The following is a 17,543-nucleotide window of genomic DNA, read 5'->3' on the forward strand; positions in this document are numbered from 1 at the left end:
AGTACGCGTAAATTTCGAGTGCTGTCCTGACCCTGAGCGGCAATTAAATATCCCGATAGCCGGATCCTGTGACCGGTATAAACGCAATTTGTTTAACGAGTATGACCTGAAAAGTTTTGTTTCAGATTAAGGCTACGTCCGACTGCGCTCGATAATCACGCCCACGTTTGCCGCCCGGGCAACGGCGCCCGGTTTGCTGACTTTAATCCGCACCCACGGCGAGGGGAATTTTTCCAGCAGCAGATCGGCAATCTCTTCCGCGACACGTTCCACCAGCGCAAAACGTCCGCCTTCAACGTGACCAATCACCAGCTCGCTGATATCAGCATAGCTGAGGCAATCATTGACATCATCGCTGCTCGCCGCTTTGCGGTTGTCCCACGCCATTTCGATATCGAACACCAGCTTCTGTTCAATGGTTTGTTCCCAGTCGTAAACACCGATAGTGGTGATTACCGAAAGTTGCTCTATAAATACAATATCCATCACGACCTGCCTGCTTTTTGGCTAAACCGGATACCACTTCCGGCGAATTATGCGTATTATCCACAGATGCAAAGACATCCCCTAAATAATTCGCATTGCAGGAAAGCAGCGGCGCAGCAAGCGTTCTGGCTCCATGCACGCTCCGATGACGGCACGAAAGAAGTGCGCCAGCGCATCAGCGACGCGAAGGATAGCGGGGACAAAACGACATTTTCAAAATGGAACAGCTGATGAGTGCAATCGCGCCTGGACTGGTTATCCTTGCCTACCTCTGCGGCTCAATTTCCAGCGCCATTCTGGTGTGTCGTCTCGCTGGCCTGCCCGATCCTCGCGATAGCGGTTCCGGCAATCCTGGGGCGACAAACGTACTACGAATTGGCGGCAAGGGAGCAGCCGTAACGGTTCTTATTTTTGATGTGCTCAAAGGCATGCTGCCCGTCTGGGGTGCCTGGGCGCTCGGCCTGACGCCTTTCTGGCTGGGTCTGGTCGCCATTGCGGCCTGCGTAGGCCATATCTGGCCGGTATTCTTTAACTTCCGCGGTGGTAAGGGCGTGGCGACCGCTTTCGGCGCAATCGCGCCCATCGGCTGGGATTTGACCGGCGTCATGGCGGGTACCTGGCTGCTGACCATCCTGCTCAGCGGCTATTCCTCGCTCGGGGCTATTGTCAGCGCGCTGATTGCTCCTTTCTACGTCTGGTGGTTCAAACCGCAGTATACCTTCCCGGTTTCTATGCTCTCCTGCCTGATTCTGCTGCGCCATCACGACAATATTCAGCGTCTGTGGCGGCGCCAGGAAACCAAAATCTGGGCCCGGCTGAAAAAGAACAAAAAAACGCCTGAGCAGAAATAATCTGGCGCCCGGTGGCTCGCGCCGGGCCCCCTTTATCCCGACATTCTCTCTGAATTACCCTTTTTGGCAGCCAATCCTCCTGAACTCACCGGCCAGAAAAAGATAATCATTTCACAACAATCACTTAGCTATGTCTTATAACCAAAAATAATTTATCCCTGCCTGCCGCGATGTTTACTCTGAATCCTTTATAAGACAGCACAGAACAACATCATGACAGACGTAATCAACGCGGCTCCGGTCGCAGCGGCGGGGTCGCCTGGCGGGGAAGTACAGTGGATACGCGGCGCCGCTGACGTATCGCGTTTAATCAATGAGGGCAGCAGCGGGCGTACCAATGCGCGGATTGTTATGGGTATCGCCCTCGGCGGTATCTTTCTCGATGCCTACGATCTTGGCTCCCTGGCCTTTGGCCTGAAAGACATTACCCGTGAATTCAACCTGACGCCCGCCGGCACCGGCATGGTGGCCTCAGCCATCACCTTCGGCGCCATCGTCGGCGCGCTGCTGGGCGGCTACCTGACGGATAAAATCGGCCGCTACCGCGTCTTCATGGCCGATATGCTGTTTTTTGTGGTGGCAGCGATCGCCTGCGCGCTGGCCCCCAACGAATACGTGCTGACCGGCGCCCGTTTTGTCATGGGCCTCGGCGTCGGTATCGATCTGCCGGTGGCGATGGCCTTCCTGAGTGAGTTCTCAAAGCTTAAGGGGCCGGGCAACAAAGCGGCCAGCGTCGCCATGTGGTGCCCGACGTGGTACGCCGCTATCAGTATTTCATATCTGCTGGTGCTCTTGTTCTATGCCGTACTGCCGGAAAGCCACAGCGACTGGCTGTGGCGGCTGATTCTGGGCTTCGGCGCGGTTCCTGCGCTGGTGATTATCGCCATTCGCAGCCGCTATATGAGCGAGTCGCCGGTGTGGGCCGCCAATCAGGGCAACCTGCGTGAAGCGGCCGCCATTCTGCGCAAGGCCTATAACATCAACGCCCACGTGGCGCAGGACGCGCTGGATAACCCGACGCCGGTGGTGAAAAAAGCGCAGTGGAGCAACTATTTCCGTCTGTTCCAGGGCGTCTATCTGCGGCGGACCACCCTCGCTACGCTGCTGTCGGTCGTCTCTTCCTTTGCCTATAACGCCGTCGCCTTCGGCCTGCCGGTGATTATCTCCAGCTTCTTTGTTCAGTCGATGCTGACCACGATTGTGATCTCCCTGGCGCTGAACCTGCTCTTTGCTTTCGTCGGCGGCCTGCTGGCAGTGCGGCTGGTGCCGCGCTTAGGGGCATGGAAGATGTCGCTGGCGGGCTACAGTTGCCAGCTGGCGGCGCTGCTGGGACTGGCGCTGATCGGCCGCCCGCACGGCGCGGGCGAAGGCATCGCGGCCGTGGCGATGCTGGCGCTGTTCCTGTTCGGCCAGGGGTTTGGCCCCGGCGCCCACACCATGACCTTTGCTTCGCTGAGCTATCCAACTTCGCTGCGCGGTGTCGGTGTCGGCCTGAACCAGACTCTGATGCGCAGCAGCTCAACCCTGTCGCTGTTCCTCTTCCCGCTGCTGGTTGCGGCCCTGGATACCCAGGTCTTTTGGATTATCGCCGCCGCGCCGCTGATTGGCCTGCTGTCGCTGCTCGCGATTCGCTGGGAACCGTCGGGTTATGACATTGACGCCGAAGATTATCAGGCGTAATAATCTTTTCGCTAAACGGCCGCCGCACAGGCGGCTGTTTTCTTGTTTTTAATTCATAAGCTTTTCATATGATCGAGATACTTTCGCGCCGATCAATACTCATCGCTGCTGTTTTATCTTGATTTTGCAGGGGCGTAACAACATTGCACAGCACCGTGTTACCAGAGAATAAAAAAGGCTGGCAGGCTACGCTGGACCTTCATTTTCAACATCGCGGCGGCAAAACGGTACTCACCTCCGCCCGTCATGTCGGTCCGCTCACCGTCCAGCGTCCCTTTTATCCTGAAGACGATACCTGTCATCTCTACTTACTCCACCCGCCGGGCGGGATTGTCGGTGGTGACGAGCTAACGATTCGCGCCGCTCTCGATAGCGGCTGCCACACGTTAATCACCATGCCCGGTGCCAGTAAGTTTTACCGCAGCAGCGGCGCGCAGGCTCATTTACATCAGCGTCTGACGCTGGCGGAACGCTCGACGCTGGAGTGGCTGCCGCAGGACGCGATTTTCTTTCCCGGCGCCCGCGCCCGTCTGCATACCGCCTTTCATCTTTGCCCTTCCAGCACGCTGCTGGCCTGGGATCTGCTGTGCCTGGGCCGCCCGGTCATCGGTGAAAGCTTTAGCCATGGCGCCCTCAGCAATCGTCTTGAAGTATGGATGGATGATGCCCCGCTGCTCATTGAACGCCTGCATCTGGCCGACGGACGTCTGGCCAGCGTGGCGCAGTACCCGTGGGTCGGTACTCTGCTGTTCTATCCCGCCAGTGAAGCCCTGCTTGACGGCGTGCGGGAACGACTCACGACGCTGGGCAATTATGCTGGCGCCACGCTGACTGACGGCCTGCTGACGGTGCGCTTTTTAAGTGACGATAACTTACTTTGCCAGCGGGCGATGCGTGATATCTGGCAGTTTATGCGCCCGCATCTGACCGGAAAGTCCCCGGTCCTTCCCCGAATCTGGTTGACCTGAGAGAACGCTATGGAACTGACCCCCAGAGAGAAAGACAAGCTGCTGTTGTTTACCGCCGCACTGGTGGCGGAACGTCGCCTGGCCCGCGGCCTGAAGCTGAACTACCCGGAAGCCGTGGCCTTAATCAGCGCCTTTATTATGGAAGGCGCCCGCGACGGTAAAAGCGTCGCGGCGCTGATGGAAGAAGGCCGCCACGTGTTAAGCCGCGAACAGGTCATGGAGGGCGTACCCGAAATGATCCCCGACATCCAGGTCGAGGCCACCTTCCCGGATGGCTCGAAGCTGGTCACCGTCCACAACCCGATTATCTGAGGTTTCGCGATGATCCCAGGTGAATATAAGGTGCAGCCCGGACAGATAGCTCTGAACGTTGGCCGCGCCACCCGCAGCATTATCGTTGAGAATCATGGCGACCGGCCGATTCAGGTTGGATCGCATTACCATTTTGCCGAGGTCAACCCGGCGCTGAAATTTGATCGGGCGCAGGCCACCGGCTACCGCCTGAACATCGCCGCCGGCACCGCGGTCCGCTTTGAGCCAGGGCAAAAACGTGAAGTAGAGCTGGTGGCGCTCGCCGGTCGTCGCGCGGTATACGGCTTTCGCGGCGACGTGATGGGAAATCTGGAGGCAAACAATGAGTGATATTTCACGTCAGGCCTATGCCGACATGTTTGGCCCCACCACCGGCGATAAAGTGCGCCTGGCGGACACCGAACTGTGGATCGAGGTCGAAGACGATCTGACCACCTACGGCGAAGAGGTCAAGTTCGGCGGCGGGAAGGTCATCCGTGACGGTATGGGCCAGGGACAAATGCTCGCTGACGACTGTGTCGATCTGGTGCTGACCAATGCGCTGATCGTCGATCACTGGGGGATCGTCAAAGCCGACATTGGTGTCAAAGAGGGGCGTATTGTCGCAATCGGCAAAGCGGGTAATCCCGATATCCAGCCTGACGTCACTATCCCCATTGGCGCGGCGACGGAGGTTATTGCCGCCGAAGGTAAGATAGTCACCGCCGGCGGCGTCGATACCCACATCCACTGGATCTGCCCGCAGCAGGCGGAAGAGGCGCTGGTCTCCGGCGTCACCACCATGGTCGGCGGCGGAACGGGCCCCGCCGCGGGGACACACGCCACCACCTGTACACCGGGGCCGTGGTACATCTCGCGGATGCTACAGGCCGCGGACAGTCTGCCGGTGAATATTGGTCTGCTGGGCAAAGGCAACGGCTCAAACCCGGACGCGCTACGCGAACAGGTTGCGGCAGGCGTTATCGGCCTGAAAATTCATGAAGACTGGGGCGCCACGCCGGCCGCCATCAACTGCGCGCTGACGGTCGCCGACGAAATGGATATTCAGGTGGCGCTGCACAGCGACACCCTGAATGAATCGGGTTTTGTTGAAGATACGCTGGCGGCGATTGCCGGACGAACGATCCACACTTTCCATACCGAAGGTGCCGGCGGCGGCCATGCGCCAGATATTATTACCGCCTGCGCACACCCCAATATTTTGCCCTCCTCCACCAACCCGACGCTGCCCTACACCGTCAATACCATTGACGAACATCTCGATATGCTGATGGTCTGCCACCATCTCGATCCGGATATTGCGGAAGACGTGGCGTTTGCCGAATCCCGCATCCGCCGGGAAACCATTGCGGCAGAAGATGTTCTGCACGATCTCGGCGCCTTCTCTCTGACCTCTTCCGATTCGCAGGCGATGGGGCGCGTGGGCGAAGTCGTTCTGCGTACCTGGCAGGTGGCGCATCGGATGAAGGTGCAGCGCGGGCCGCTGGCGGAAGAACGCGGCGATAACGACAACTTCCGCGTGAAGCGCTATATCGCCAAGTACACCATTAACCCGGCGCTGACCCACGGTATCGCCCATGAAGTCGGCTCGATTGAAGTGGGCAAACTGGCGGATCTCGTGCTGTGGTCCCCGGCGTTTTTCGGCGTTAAGCCGGCCACGGTGATCAAGGGCGGTATGATCGCCATTGCCCCGATGGGCGACATCAACGCCTCGATTCCGACGCCACAGCCGGTGCACTACCGCCCGATGTTCGGCGCGCTGGGCAGCGCTCGCCATCACTGTCGCCTCACCTTCCTGCCGCAGGCGGCGGTCGACAGTGGCGTGGCGCAGCGTCTGAATCTGCAGAGCGCCACGGCGGTGGTGAAAGGCTGCCGGACGGTACAAAAGACCGACATGATCCATAACGGCCTGCAGCCCAATATCACCGTCGACGCGCAAACCTATGAAGTGCGCATCGATGGCGAACTGATCACCAGCGAACCGGCAGATGTCCTGCCGATGGCGCAACGTTATTTTCTGTTTTAAGGAGTCCGGATGCTCTATCTGACCCAACGAGTGGATTCACCTGGCAAACTGACCGCCAGCCTTACGCTGCCGATCGATGTGCGGGTGAAAAGTCGTATCAAAGTCACCCTCAACGACGGTCGCGAAGCCGGTTTGTTGTTGCCGCGCGGCCTGCTGCTACGCGGCGGGGATGTGCTCAGCAATGAAGACGGCAGCGAGTTTGTGCAAATTATCGCCGCAGATGAAGGCGTGTCCGTGGTGCATTGCGACGATCCGTTCACCCTGGCGAAAGCCTGCTATCACCTCGGCAACCGCCACGTTCCGCTGCAAATCATGCCCGGAGAGCTGCGCTATCACCACGATCATGTGCTGGACGATATGCTGCGCCAGTTCGGCCTGGAGGTCACTTTCGCGCATCTGCCGTTTGAACCGGAAGCCGGCGCCTACGCCAGCGAAAGCCACGGCCACAGCCACAGCCACGGTCATAGTCACGATCATGGCCACGATCATCATCATCACGAGCACAGTCACTAAATGCCAACGCCGGAAAAACGCCTGCGGTTGATGCAGCTGGCCAGCAGCAACCTGCCGGTCGGCGGCTATAGCTGGTCGCAAGGTCTGGAATGGGCAGTCGAAGCAGGCTGGGTACCCGATGCCGCCGCTTTTGAACGCTGGCAGCAGCAGCAGATGGAACAGAGCTTTTTTACCGTCGATCTTCCTCTGTTCGCCCGGCTGTATCGGGCATGCGAAAACGACGATCTGCCGTCAGCACAGCGCTGGACCGCCTGGCTGCTCGCCTGCCGTGAGACCCGCGAACTGCGTGAAGAAGAGCGTAATCGCGGCGCGGCATTTGCCCGCCTGCTGGCCGACTGGCAGCCGGACTGCCCGCCGGCGTGGCGCGTTTTGTGCCGGCAAAGCCAGCTCGCCGGCATGGCGTGGCTCGGCGTGCGTTGGCAAATCGCACTTCCCGACCTGGCGCTGAGCCTTGGCTACAGCTGGATCGAAAGCGCGGTCATGGCGGGCGTTAAGCTGGTTCCCTTCGGCCAGCAGGCGGCCCAGCAGCTGATTTTACGCCTGTGCGATCGCTACGCGGCGGATATGGCCTGCGCCCTTGCGGCGCCGGATAGCGCGATAGGTTCCTCCACGCCGCTGGCCGCCATTGCTTCCGCCCGGCATGAAACCCAGTATTCCCGATTATTCCGTTCCTAGGAGAGAGTATGCATAACTACAAACACCCGCTGCGCGTCGGCGTCGGCGGCCCGGTCGGTTCCGGGAAAACGGCCCTGCTGGAAGCGCTGTGTAAAGCCATGCGTGACAGCTGGCAGTTAGCCGTCGTCACCAACGACATCTACACCAAAGAAGATCAGCGTATTCTCACCGAAGCGGGCGCGCTGGCGCCGGAGCGCATCGTCGGCGTCGAAACCGGCGGATGTCCGCATACCGCGATCCGCGAAGACGCGTCGATGAACCTGGCGGCGGTAGAAGCGCTGAGCGAAAAATTCGGCAACCTCGATCTGATCTTTGTGGAAAGCGGCGGCGATAACCTGAGCGCCACCTTCAGTCCGGAGCTGGCGGATCTGACCATCTACGTCATTGACGTTGCGGAAGGGGAAAAGATCCCGCGCAAAGGGGGGCCGGGGATCACGAAGTCGGACTTCCTGGTGATCAACAAAACCGACCTTGCACCGTATGTGGGCGCGTCGCTGGAGGTGATGGAGCGCGATACGATGCGTATGCGCGGCGAGCGCCCGTGGACCTTTACCAACCTGAAAAGCGGCGATGGCCTGAACAACATCATCGCCTTCCTTGTCGACAAAGGTATGCTGCGCTAAAACGTTCCTGCACCATCCGGACGCGCCCGCGCCCGGATGGTGCATTCGACGCCCTCTTTTTATCCCCCCCTCCCCCACAGCCCCCTGCGGCGCCTGCTCTACGAAGTGGCATAAGGTTTGCTAATTACAGTCATACCTGACCATTAAGGAATGACTATGTCATCACTGGATATCAAAACTGAGTTACCTGCCCAGACCGGGCCATCAGGCTCCAGAGAAACCCTGGAAGACTATACACTCCGCTATGCTCCGCTGAGCTTCCGCCGCTGGGGGCCTGGCGTCGTCGCCGTGACCGCGCTGGGCGGCATCGCCTATCTGGCGGACTTCTCCATCGGCGCCAGCATCGGCATGGCATGGGGCACCACCAACGCGATTTACGCCATCCTGCTGGCGGCGCTGGTGATCTTCCTCACCGGGATCCCGCTGGCGATTACCGCCGCCCGCTATAACATCGATCTCGACTTAATCACCCGCAGCGCCGGATTCGGCTATTTTGGCTCGGTCATCACCAGCATTATCTTCGCAGGCTTCACCTTTATCTTCTTCGCCCTTGAAGGCTCAATTATGGCCCAGGGGCTGCTGGTTGGATTAGGGATCCCGCTGTGGATGGGCTATCTCATCGCCACCCTGATGGTACTGCCGCTGGTCGTTTACGGTATGAAAGCCCTGACCCGCCTGCAGGTGTGGACCACGCCGCTGTGGCTGGTGCTGATGGTGGTGCCGGTGGCCTGGCTGATTGCCAAAGACCCGGCGTTGGTGGATGGCTTTATGAACTTCGCCGGCAAGAATAACGCGGCGCAGGTCGATTTAACTGCCATTATGCTCGGCGCCGGCGTCTGTCTGTCGCTGATTATGCAGATCGGCGAGCAGATCGATTACCTGCGCTTTATGCCGCCCAAAACGGCGGAAAATAGCAAAAGCTGGTGGCTGGCGGTCTTTTCCGCAGGCCCTGGCTGGGTGGTATTAGGCGCGATAAAACAGATCATCGGCGCCTTCCTCGGCTTTTATCTGCTGACCCGCTTCCCGGCAGTGCACAACACCGAGCCGGTACAGCAGTTCGTCAGCGTCTTTGATAACCTGGTACCCGGCTGGCTGGCGTTAACCCTGGCCGTGGTGCTGGTGGTCATTTCACAGATTAAAATCAACGTCACCAACGCCTATTCTGGCTCGCTGGCGTGGACCAGCGCCTGGACGCGCACCACCAAACGCTATCCGGGGCGGATTATCTTCGTCATCGTCAACCTCGCCATCGCGCTGGCGCTGATGGAGGGCGATATGTTCAGCGCGCTGTCGTGGATTCTTGGTTTCTATTCTAACTTTGCCATTGCCTGGGTCGTGGTGGTTGCCACCGATATCACCGTCAACAAAGGTCTGCTCAGGCTAGCCCCGGCGCAGCCAGAATATCGTCGCGGGATGATCTACAACGTTAACCCGGTGGGGGTGGTTTCGTTTGCTCTGGCGGCCGGCCTGTCGATCTGCGCCTTCTTCGGCCTGCTCGGTGCCACGCTGGCGCCATTCTCGCCGCTGATTGCGCTGGTCGTGGCGCTGGTGATGACGCCGCTGATGGGTATCCTCACCGGCGGGCGCTACTACATCAAGCAGTATGATGACGGGATTAGCGAGCCGCGCTACGACGCGCAGGGCAATGCGTCCATCACCGTTTACCAGTGCGTCAGCTGCGAAGAAGAGTACGAACGTCCGGACGTCATGCACTCGCACAAACATCAGGGCGCGATTTGCTCGCTGTGTAAAAGTATGGAGTAAAGCAGAAAGGCAGGCCGACGGAATGTCGGCCTGTGATGCAGATTACGCCGCCGGCAGTTCAGCAAGCGGCCAGCGCGGACGGACGGTCACGCCGAGATCCGGTTTAGCGCCGGTACGCAGGCGAACCATCCCGGCATAGGCGATCATCGCGCCGTTATCGGTGCAGAACTCCGGGCGCGCATAGAACACTTCGCCGCCGCGCTTTGCCATCATCTCCGCCAGCTTCGCGCGCAGCGTGCGGTTGGCGCTCACGCCGCCGGCCATCACCAGGCGTTTAAAGCCGGTCTGCTCCAGCGCGCGACGACACTTAATCATCAGCGTATCCACCACCGCATCTTCAAACGCACGGGCGATATCTGCACGGGTCTGCTCGTCGTCATCGTTATTGCGAATAGTGTTAGCCGCAAAGGTTTTCAGGCCGGAGAAGCTGAAATCCAGACCGGGACGGTCAGTCATCGGACGGGGGAAAACAAACCGCCCTTCTTTGCCCTGAGCCGCCATCTTAGACAGCATCGGGCCGCCGGGATAATCGAGCCCCAGCAGCTTAGCGGTTTTATCGAACGCCTCCCCGGCCGCATCATCGACAGACTCGCCGAGCAGCTCGTACTGACCAATACCGGTTACGCTAATCAGCTGGGTATGGCCGCCAGAGACCAGCAGCGCCACAAACGGGAATGCGGGGGGATTATCTTCCAGCATCGGCGCCAGCAGATGCCCTTCCATATGATGCACCGGAACCGCCGGCACGTTCCAGGCAAAGGCCAGCGAACGCCCTACCGTTGCGCCGACCAGCAGCGCGCCAACCAGGCCGGGACCTGCGGTATAGGCTACAGCATCGATCTCTTTTGCCGTCAGCCCGGCCTCTTTCAACGCCGCCTGAATCAGCGGTACGGTTTTACGCACGTGGTCGCGCGAAGCCAGCTCGGGCACCACGCCGCCGTAGTCAGCATGTAATTTCACCTGACTATACAATTGATTGGCTAGCAGGCCTTTTTCGTCGTCATAAATGGCGATGCCGGTTTCATCGCAGGATGTTTCAATACCCAGTACACGCATGTCTTGTTTTACCTCGCTCTAATACCGCGCAGTTTAGGACCAATGCGGGTTGATGTATACCCTCAGCGTGCCTGGTTGGCGCAGCGAGGCAACCGGCGCGGCGCGAAAACCCGCCCGGCGGCACGTTGCCCGCCATGCAGCGTCAGAAAGGCCTGCAGGCGGCGAAGATAAAACTTTGTTCGCCCCAGGAACAACCCTCGTGTATACTCCTCACCCTTATAAAAGTCCTTTCAAAAAAGGCAGCGGTGCTTTACAAAGCAGCAGCAATTGCAGTAAAATTCCGCACCATTTTGAAATAAGCTGGCGTTGATGCCAGCAGCAAACCGAATTAATCAAAGGTGAGAGGCACATGCCGGTAATTAAAGTACGTGAAAACGAGCCGTTCGACGTAGCTCTGCGTCGCTTCAAGCGTTCCTGTGAGAAAGCAGGTGTTCTGGCGGAAGTTCGTCGTCGTGAGTTCTATGAAAAACCGACTACCGAACGTAAGCGCGCTAAAGCTTCTGCAGTGAAACGTCACGCGAAGAAACTGGCTCGCGAAAACGCACGCCGCACTCGTCTGTACTAATCTGTTGAGGGCCAAAGCCCTCAATTCAGACTGAGTTGTTGTTGTAAGGCCGTGCTTCCGGAAGGAATGCGCGGCTTATTTTCGTTTATGCATTAGCAGATACACCGCATCATGAAAGAACGTGTTCAGCCCACGCTGAGGCCGTCTGGTGATCGTGTGTATAGTTTACGGGGCCTATGGCTGGACGAATCCCACGCGTATTTATCAATGATCTGCTGGCGCGCACCGACATCGTCGATCTGATCGACGCGCGGGTAAAGCTCAAAAAGCAGGGCAAGAACTACCACGCGTGCTGTCCATTCCATAACGAAAAAACCCCCTCTTTTACCGTCAACGGTGAAAAACAGTTTTATCACTGCTTTGGTTGCGGTGCGCACGGCAACGCTGTCGACTTCCTGATGAACTACGACAAACTCGAGTTCGTGGAGACGGTCGAAGAGCTGGCCGCCATGCACAACCTCGAAGTGCCATACGAAGCAGGCAACGGACCGAGTCAAATAGAGCGCCATCAGCGGCAAAGTCTCTATCAATTGATGGACGGTCTGAATGCGTTTTATCAACAGTCTCTGATGCAACCCGCCGCCGACCCTGCGCGCCAGTATCTGGCAAAACGTGGCTTAAGCAGCGAGGTCATTGCGCGCTTCGCGATTGGCTACGCCCCACCCGGTTGGGATAACGTCTTAAAACGTTTTGGCGGCAATCAAGAAAACCGCCAGTCGCTTATCGATGCCGGCATGCTGGTGACGAACGATAAGGGGCGCAGTTACGACCGCTTCCGCGAACGGGTGATGTTCCCTATCCGCGATAAGCGAGGCCGGGTGATTGGTTTTGGTGGTCGCGTGCTGGGCGATGCCCTGCCGAAATACCTTAACTCTCCGGAAACCGATATTTTCCATAAAGGTCGTCAGCTGTACGGCCTGTATGAAGCGCAGCAGGATAACGCCGAACCACCGCGTTTGCTGGTTGTCGAAGGCTATATGGACGTCGTGGCACTGGCGCAGTACGACATAAACTACGCCGTCGCGTCGCTGGGGACCTCGACCACCGCCGACCATATTCAGCTTTTGTTCCGGGCGACCAACCAGGTCATCTGCTGTTACGACGGCGACCGGGCTGGCCGCGATGCCGCCTGGCGGGCGCTGGAAACGGCGCTGCCGTACATGACCGATGGTCGTCAGCTACGCTTTATGTTTCTGCCCGACGGCGAAGACCCGGATACGCTGGTGCGTAAAGAGGGTAAAGCGGCGTTTGAAGCGCGGATGGAGCAGGCTCAGCCGCTCTCCACGTTTTTGTTCAACAGCCTGCTGCCGCAGGTCGACTTGAGCACCCCGGACGGGCGCGCGCAGCTCAGTACCTTAGCGCTGCCGCTCATCACCCAGGTACCGGGTGAAACGCTGCACATTTATTTGCGTCAGGAGCTGGGCAACAAGCTGGGGATTTTAGATGACGCTCAGCTTGAACGTTTAATGCCAAAACAGACAGAAAGTGGAGCGCCACGCCCCGCGCCGCAGCTAAAACGCACGACCATGCGTATACTGATAGGACTGCTGGTGCAAAACCCGGATTTGGCGCCGCTGGTTCCGCCTTTAGAGGGCCTGGATCAGCGCAAAATGCCCGGGCTTGGCCTGTTCAGCGAACTGGTCAAAACCTGTTTGTCTCAGCCAGGTCTGACCACCGGGCAACTTTTAGAGCAGTATCGCGGTACAAATGAGGCCGCAACCCTTGAAAAACTGTCGATGTGGGACGATATAGCAGATAAAGATATCGCGGAAAAAACCTTCACCGACGCGCTCAACCATATGTTTGATTCACTGCTGGAACTGCGGCAAGAAGAGTTGATAGCTCGCGACCGTACGCACGGTTTAAGCAGTGAAGAACGCCGGGAACTCTGGACCATCAGTCAGGAGCTGGCAAAAAAATGAATTGCACGGCTTAAGTGCCGAATATCGTTCGGGAAGCCCCCGACAGCCGCGCTGAGGCGCAGCGGCAATAATATAAGTACGCCCTCGCTTTAAATGTTGGCAGTTTGTCTGTCGACACCAATCAAACGAATTAAGTGTGGATACCGTCTTATGGAGCAAAACCCGCAGTCACAGCTGAAGCTTCTTGTCCAACGTGGTAAGGAGCAAGGCTATCTGACCTATGCCGAGGTCAATGACCATCTGCCGGAAGATATCGTCGACTCCGATCAGATCGAAGACATCATCCAAATGATCAATGACATGGGCATTCAGGTGATGGAAGAAGCACCGGATGCCGATGATCTGCTGCTGGCTGAAAACAGCAACAACACCGACGAAGATGCAGAAGAAGCTGCTGCACAGGTGTTGTCCAGTGTTGAATCTGAAATCGGACGTACAACCGATCCGGTGCGCATGTACATGCGCGAAATGGGTACCGTAGAACTGCTGACGCGTGAAGGCGAAATCGACATCGCCAAACGTATTGAAGATGGGATCAACCAGGTTCAGTGCTCCGTTGCTGAATATCCGGAAGCCATTACCTATCTGCTGGAGCAGTACGACCGCGTCGAAGCTGAAGAAGCGCGCCTGTCTGACCTGATCACCGGTTTCGTCGATCCTAACGCCGAAGAAGACCTGGCGCCAACCGCGACGCACGTCGGTTCTGAACTCTCTCAGGAAGAGATGGATGACGACGAAGACGAAGATGAAGACGACGACGACGACAGCAGCGATGACGACAACAGCATCGATCCTGAGCTGGCGCGCGAGAAATTCGCTGAACTGCGCACGCAGTACGAGCTGACCCGCGATACCATCAAAGCGAAAGGTCGTAGCCACGCCGCAGCCCAGGAAGAAATTCTCAAGCTGTCTGAGGTGTTCAAACAGTTCCGCCTGGTACCGAAACAGTTCGATTACCTGGTCGGCAGCATGCGTAGCATGATGGATCGCGTCCGTACTCAGGAACGTATCATCATGAAACTGTGCGTCGAACAGTGCAAAATGCCGAAGAAGAACTTCATCACCCTGTTCACCGGCAATGAAACCAGCGAGACCTGGTTCAACGCTGCGATCGCCATGAACAAGCCGTGGTCTGAAAAACTGCACGACGTCAAAGAAGACGTTCAGCGCGGCCTGCAGAAGCTGCAGCAGATTGAAGAAGAGACCGGCCTGACCATCGAGCAGGTTAAAGATATCAACCGTCGTATGTCCATCGGTGAAGCGAAAGCCCGCCGTGCGAAGAAAGAGATGGTTGAAGCGAACTTACGTCTGGTTATCTCTATCGCCAAGAAATACACCAACCGTGGCCTGCAGTTCCTGGATCTGATTCAGGAAGGTAACATTGGTCTGATGAAAGCGGTTGATAAGTTCGAATATCGTCGCGGCTACAAGTTCTCCACCTATGCAACCTGGTGGATCCGTCAGGCCATCACCCGCTCCATCGCGGATCAGGCGCGCACCATCCGTATTCCGGTGCATATGATTGAGACCATCAACAAGCTCAACCGTATCTCCCGCCAGATGCTGCAGGAAATGGGTCGCGAGCCGACGCCGGAAGAGCTGGCTGAACGTATGCTGATGCCGGAAGATAAAATTCGTAAAGTGCTGAAAATTGCCAAAGAGCCAATCTCCATGGAAACGCCGATCGGCGACGATGAAGATTCGCATCTGGGTGATTTCATCGAGGATACCACCCTCGAGCTGCCGCTGGACTCCGCGACCACGGAAAGCCTGCGTGCCGCCACTCACGACGTGCTGGCAGGCCTGACCGCTCGTGAAGCGAAGGTCCTGCGTATGCGTTTCGGTATCGATATGAATACTGACCACACGCTGGAAGAAGTCGGTAAACAGTTCGACGTTACCCGCGAACGTATCCGTCAGATCGAAGCGAAGGCGCTGCGCAAGCTGCGTCACCCGAGCCGTTCTGAAGTGCTGCGTAGCTTCCTCGACGATTAATCGTTGTCGGAAATAAAAAAGCTCCCTGCGGGGAGCTTTTTTTGTCTTCCATTCACTCTGTTGCCGTCAGAGAGAGCCAGCGCCGGTCCCCGCCGCAGGCTATCGACCTCGCGATGCCAGCGCATCATCCAGTTCACGATACGCCTCCACTAGCTTATCCAGCGTCGCCCGGTTCAGTCCGCTGGGGTTGGGCAGCACCCACACTTCCGTATCGCCGATGGTCACCTGCTGCTTGCCCCAACGCGCACCGCGTACCTGAAACGCTTTCTCAAAGGCCTGTTTACCGAGAATCGCCAGCGCCCGCGGCTGATACTGTTCAATTTTCAGCACCAGCTCCCGGCCGCCGCTGCGTAGCTCCTGCAGGGCGACTTCGCTGGCCTGAACCGTCGGGCGTTCCACCAGCATAGTGATCCCGCAGCGCGTATCGAGCAGCTGCAGCTCCTCTTCAGGCTTCAGCAGACGGTCGGTAAAACCGGCCTGGTAAATCACCTTCCAGAAGCGATTACCCGGATGCGCGAAATGAAAACCAGTATGGGCAGAGGACTTCCCCGGATTGATGCCGCAGAAGACCACCCGCAGGTCCGGCGCCAGAATATCGTTAATCATCTTTCCACCCGCTCAATACCTAAAAGGCGATTATAAAGGATTGAAAATGCATTGTTTATAAAAACAGCAGCCGTGCGTTTTGCGCTGGATTGCGCCTGCCAGTTACTTTATAATCCCTCGCCACGGCCCCTTAGCTCAGTGGTTAGAGCAGGCGACTCATAATCGCTTGGTCGCTGGTTCAAGTCCAGCAGGGGCCACCAGATAAAACAAGGACTTAGATAAGAAATTATCTAAGTCCTTTTTGTTTGCATTGCATTTGGACCAGGTCCCGTTTTAGCTTCAGACTTCAATCTCGGTTTTTACCCTGAAGGTTCATCAGAACACTTTCGTTTCAGATAGCCATCAGTTGCTCCAGCAATTCACCTGGTATGCTAACCCAAAACTGCCGTGACTGGCTTTTATCACAATGTCCACTTTCACCGGATGTGAAATACACGACGGACGCATTTTTGAGTCAGACACTTGTCTATTTATAGCATTTGCCCACAAACTGAAAGCCCAGAGAAAATTGCCGCAGCCTTGCTGGCATCGCTCAATAGAACTAGAATCACGGCATAACTAACGAGATAATGATCACGACGCAAAAAACATCCTCCCCTAAGATCACGAAAACGCAGCTTTTCCGCACCGTTGCCAGTTCTCCCGCGATTGAAACGGGTATTTCTGTGGAAGAAATCGAGCAGCAACTCAAACGCTTCCAGGCACAGGCGAAAGCCGTCGGGCTCGCTCGCTAATCAGGAAGAACTGAATCGCCACCGATAAACCTGAAGCTGATGAAAATCAGCGTTGAATTGAAGCGTTAAAGAAGTCTCATCGCTGAGTTGCTAAAACAGTCAGAATGCTGAGGCGCTCACGGGGCACTCAGTACAAAGTGAAAAAGGCAGCAGCATGTTCAGTCGGGAAGGAAAGGAAAAGAACCGATAAGGGACGATAAACAAGATAGTGTTATTGAGCGCCAGACAGGTTCAGAATTTCCTGCCATGCTAAATACGCCAGAGCGCCAGTCTCTTATTCAGCCAGCGGAAAATACATTGCTTAGCGCGGAAATTTCAAATTATCCTGAATATTCATTAGCGGAAAAATATAAGGAGCGACGTTAGCAACGTTGCTCCTTTTTTATACCATCCTGCAGGATACCATCTTCAGAATCATTTTTTAAAAACGAGCCGCTTACACCAGCTCCCGGAGCTGCTCCCGCATATAGGAGGAGAAGTACTCTGGATTTTTAATCACGATACGGTTGCCAGCGGCGATTTTCTCCGCCCATCCGGCCACTTTATGGGTGAACCCGGAATTCCATCCCTCCCGCTCTCCTCGCACGATCACGTCTTCGGCGCTGGCCGGAACGCCTAACTCATGGAGATATTTTAAAATGCCCTTAGCCGTACTTTCATCCATTGAATGCGGAGCCGACGCCGATGTGTTCATTCCACCAATAAAATCTAACGCTTTATCTATCGCTGTTGGCATGCTCTTATCCTTAAAATTAACCACGTGATGA

Annotated in this window: 17 protein-coding genes, 1 tRNA gene and 2 pseudogenes; 15 read left to right on the forward strand and 5 right to left on the reverse strand. The window is 57.0% G+C overall.

Annotated elements, in window-relative coordinates:
- Positions 1-92: 92 nt before the first annotated feature.
- Positions 93-486, reverse strand: a pseudogene (folB, locus tag ROR01S_RS06495) (bifunctional dihydroneopterin aldolase/7,8-dihydroneopterin epimerase).
- A gap of 230 nt (positions 487-716) precedes the next feature.
- On the opposite strand from folB, the gene plsY reads away from it, so the two are divergent.
- Entirely contained in the window at positions 717-1,337 is a 621-nt protein-coding gene (plsY, locus tag ROR01S_RS06500) for a glycerol-3-phosphate 1-O-acyltransferase PlsY (RefSeq protein ID WP_004867810.1), read from the forward strand.
- Between the two features lie 213 nt (positions 1,338-1,550).
- Positions 1,551-3,017, forward strand: a complete 1,467-nt coding sequence (locus tag ROR01S_RS06505) for an MFS transporter (protein WP_015585698.1) — start codon at positions 1,551-1,553, stop codon at positions 3,015-3,017.
- A 67-nt stretch (positions 3,018-3,084) separates the two neighbouring features.
- Here ROR01S_RS06505 and ROR01S_RS27465 read toward each other — a convergent pair.
- Positions 3,085-3,171 (reverse strand): annotated as a pseudogene (locus ROR01S_RS27465) (short-chain dehydrogenase); the annotation flags it as partial.
- On the opposite strand from ROR01S_RS27465, the gene ROR01S_RS06510 reads away from it, so the two are divergent.
- The 8 genes from ROR01S_RS06510 to ROR01S_RS06545 all read left to right on the forward strand — a co-directional run bounded on the left by ROR01S_RS06510 (position 3,161) and on the right by ROR01S_RS06545 (position 9,898).
- Complete coding sequence (locus ROR01S_RS06510; protein ID WP_004867813.1) at positions 3,161-3,985, forward strand: urease accessory protein UreD; 825 nt, start codon at positions 3,161-3,163, stop codon at positions 3,983-3,985. The pseudogene ROR01S_RS27465 and the gene ROR01S_RS06510 overlap by 11 nt on opposite strands.
- Before the next feature lie 9 nt (positions 3,986-3,994).
- Positions 3,995-4,297: an urease subunit gamma gene (locus tag ROR01S_RS06515; RefSeq protein ID WP_004867816.1), complete on the forward strand. Its 303-nt coding sequence runs from the start codon at positions 3,995-3,997 to the stop codon at positions 4,295-4,297.
- A gap of 9 nt (positions 4,298-4,306) precedes the next feature.
- The gene (locus ROR01S_RS06520; RefSeq protein WP_004867818.1) at positions 4,307-4,627 is read left to right on the forward strand and encodes an urease subunit beta; all 321 of its coding nucleotides are present in this window, start codon (positions 4,307-4,309) and stop codon (positions 4,625-4,627) included.
- The gene (gene ureC, locus ROR01S_RS06525) at positions 4,620-6,323 is read left to right on the forward strand and encodes an urease subunit alpha (RefSeq protein ID WP_004867822.1); all 1,704 of its coding nucleotides are present in this window, start codon (positions 4,620-4,622) and stop codon (positions 6,321-6,323) included. Before ROR01S_RS06520 ends, ureC begins: the two co-directional genes overlap by 8 nt.
- 9 nt (positions 6,324-6,332) lie before the next feature.
- Positions 6,333-6,836 carry an urease accessory protein UreE gene (gene ureE, locus ROR01S_RS06530; protein ID WP_064359219.1) on the forward strand — a complete coding sequence of 168 codons (504 nt, stop codon included), beginning with the start codon at positions 6,333-6,335 and terminating at the stop codon, positions 6,834-6,836.
- Positions 6,837-7,511, forward strand: coding sequence for an urease accessory protein UreF (locus ROR01S_RS06535; RefSeq protein ID WP_048023343.1), 675 nt, complete (start codon positions 6,837-6,839; stop codon positions 7,509-7,511).
- 8 nt (positions 7,512-7,519) lie between these two features.
- Complete coding sequence (gene ureG, locus ROR01S_RS06540; RefSeq protein WP_004867829.1) at positions 7,520-8,134, forward strand: urease accessory protein UreG; 615 nt, start codon at positions 7,520-7,522, stop codon at positions 8,132-8,134.
- 156 nt (positions 8,135-8,290) lie between these two features.
- Complete coding sequence (locus ROR01S_RS06545; RefSeq protein WP_015585696.1) at positions 8,291-9,898, forward strand: purine-cytosine permease family protein; 1,608 nt, start codon at positions 8,291-8,293, stop codon at positions 9,896-9,898.
- Between the two features lie 42 nt (positions 9,899-9,940).
- On the opposite strand, the gene tsaD is transcribed toward ROR01S_RS06545, so the two are convergent.
- Positions 9,941-10,954: a tRNA (adenosine(37)-N6)-threonylcarbamoyltransferase complex transferase subunit TsaD gene (gene tsaD, locus ROR01S_RS06550; protein ID WP_064359220.1), complete on the reverse strand. Its 1,014-nt coding sequence runs from the start codon at positions 10,952-10,954 to the stop codon at positions 9,941-9,943.
- 349 nt (positions 10,955-11,303) lie between these two features.
- Here tsaD and rpsU point away from each other — a divergent pair, with 349 nt between their 5' ends.
- The 3 genes from rpsU to rpoD all read left to right on the forward strand — a co-directional run bounded on the left by rpsU (position 11,304) and on the right by rpoD (position 15,436).
- Positions 11,304-11,519, forward strand: coding sequence for a 30S ribosomal protein S21 (rpsU, locus tag ROR01S_RS06555; RefSeq protein WP_001144069.1), 216 nt, complete (start codon positions 11,304-11,306; stop codon positions 11,517-11,519).
- A 176-nt stretch (positions 11,520-11,695) separates the two neighbouring features.
- A complete protein-coding gene (dnaG, locus tag ROR01S_RS06560) occupies positions 11,696-13,441 on the forward strand; it encodes a DNA primase (RefSeq protein ID WP_064359221.1) in 1,746 nt (581 codons plus the stop codon).
- 150 nt (positions 13,442-13,591) lie between these two features.
- Complete coding sequence (gene rpoD, locus ROR01S_RS06565; RefSeq protein ID WP_004867842.1) at positions 13,592-15,436, forward strand: RNA polymerase sigma factor RpoD; 1,845 nt, start codon at positions 13,592-13,594, stop codon at positions 15,434-15,436.
- 99 nt (positions 15,437-15,535) lie between these two features.
- Here the strand turns inward: rpoD and mug are convergent, their stop codons facing one another.
- Positions 15,536-16,042: a G/U mismatch-specific DNA glycosylase gene (gene mug, locus ROR01S_RS06570; RefSeq protein ID WP_004867844.1), complete on the reverse strand. Its 507-nt coding sequence runs from the start codon at positions 16,040-16,042 to the stop codon at positions 15,536-15,538.
- 124 nt (positions 16,043-16,166) lie between these two features.
- On the opposite strand from mug, the gene ROR01S_RS06575 reads away from it, so the two are divergent.
- Positions 16,167-16,242: transfer RNA gene (locus ROR01S_RS06575), tRNA-Ile, on the forward strand.
- 369 nt (positions 16,243-16,611) lie between these two features.
- A complete protein-coding gene (locus ROR01S_RS27315; protein ID WP_015585695.1) occupies positions 16,612-16,776 on the forward strand; it encodes a hypothetical protein in 165 nt (54 codons plus the stop codon).
- 436 nt (positions 16,777-17,212) lie between these two features.
- On the opposite strand, the gene ROR01S_RS06580 is transcribed toward ROR01S_RS27315, so the two are convergent.
- Positions 17,213-17,536 (reverse strand): DUF1889 family protein, encoded by a 324-nt coding sequence (locus ROR01S_RS06580; RefSeq protein WP_071824665.1) that lies wholly within the window; start codon positions 17,534-17,536, stop codon positions 17,213-17,215.
- Positions 17,537-17,543: the final 7 nt, after the last annotated feature.

Origin of the sequence: Klebsiella ornithinolytica NBRC 105727 = ATCC 31898 (genome assembly GCF_001598295.1) — a bacterium.
GTDB lineage: Bacteria > Pseudomonadota > Gammaproteobacteria > Enterobacterales > Enterobacteriaceae > Klebsiella > Klebsiella ornithinolytica.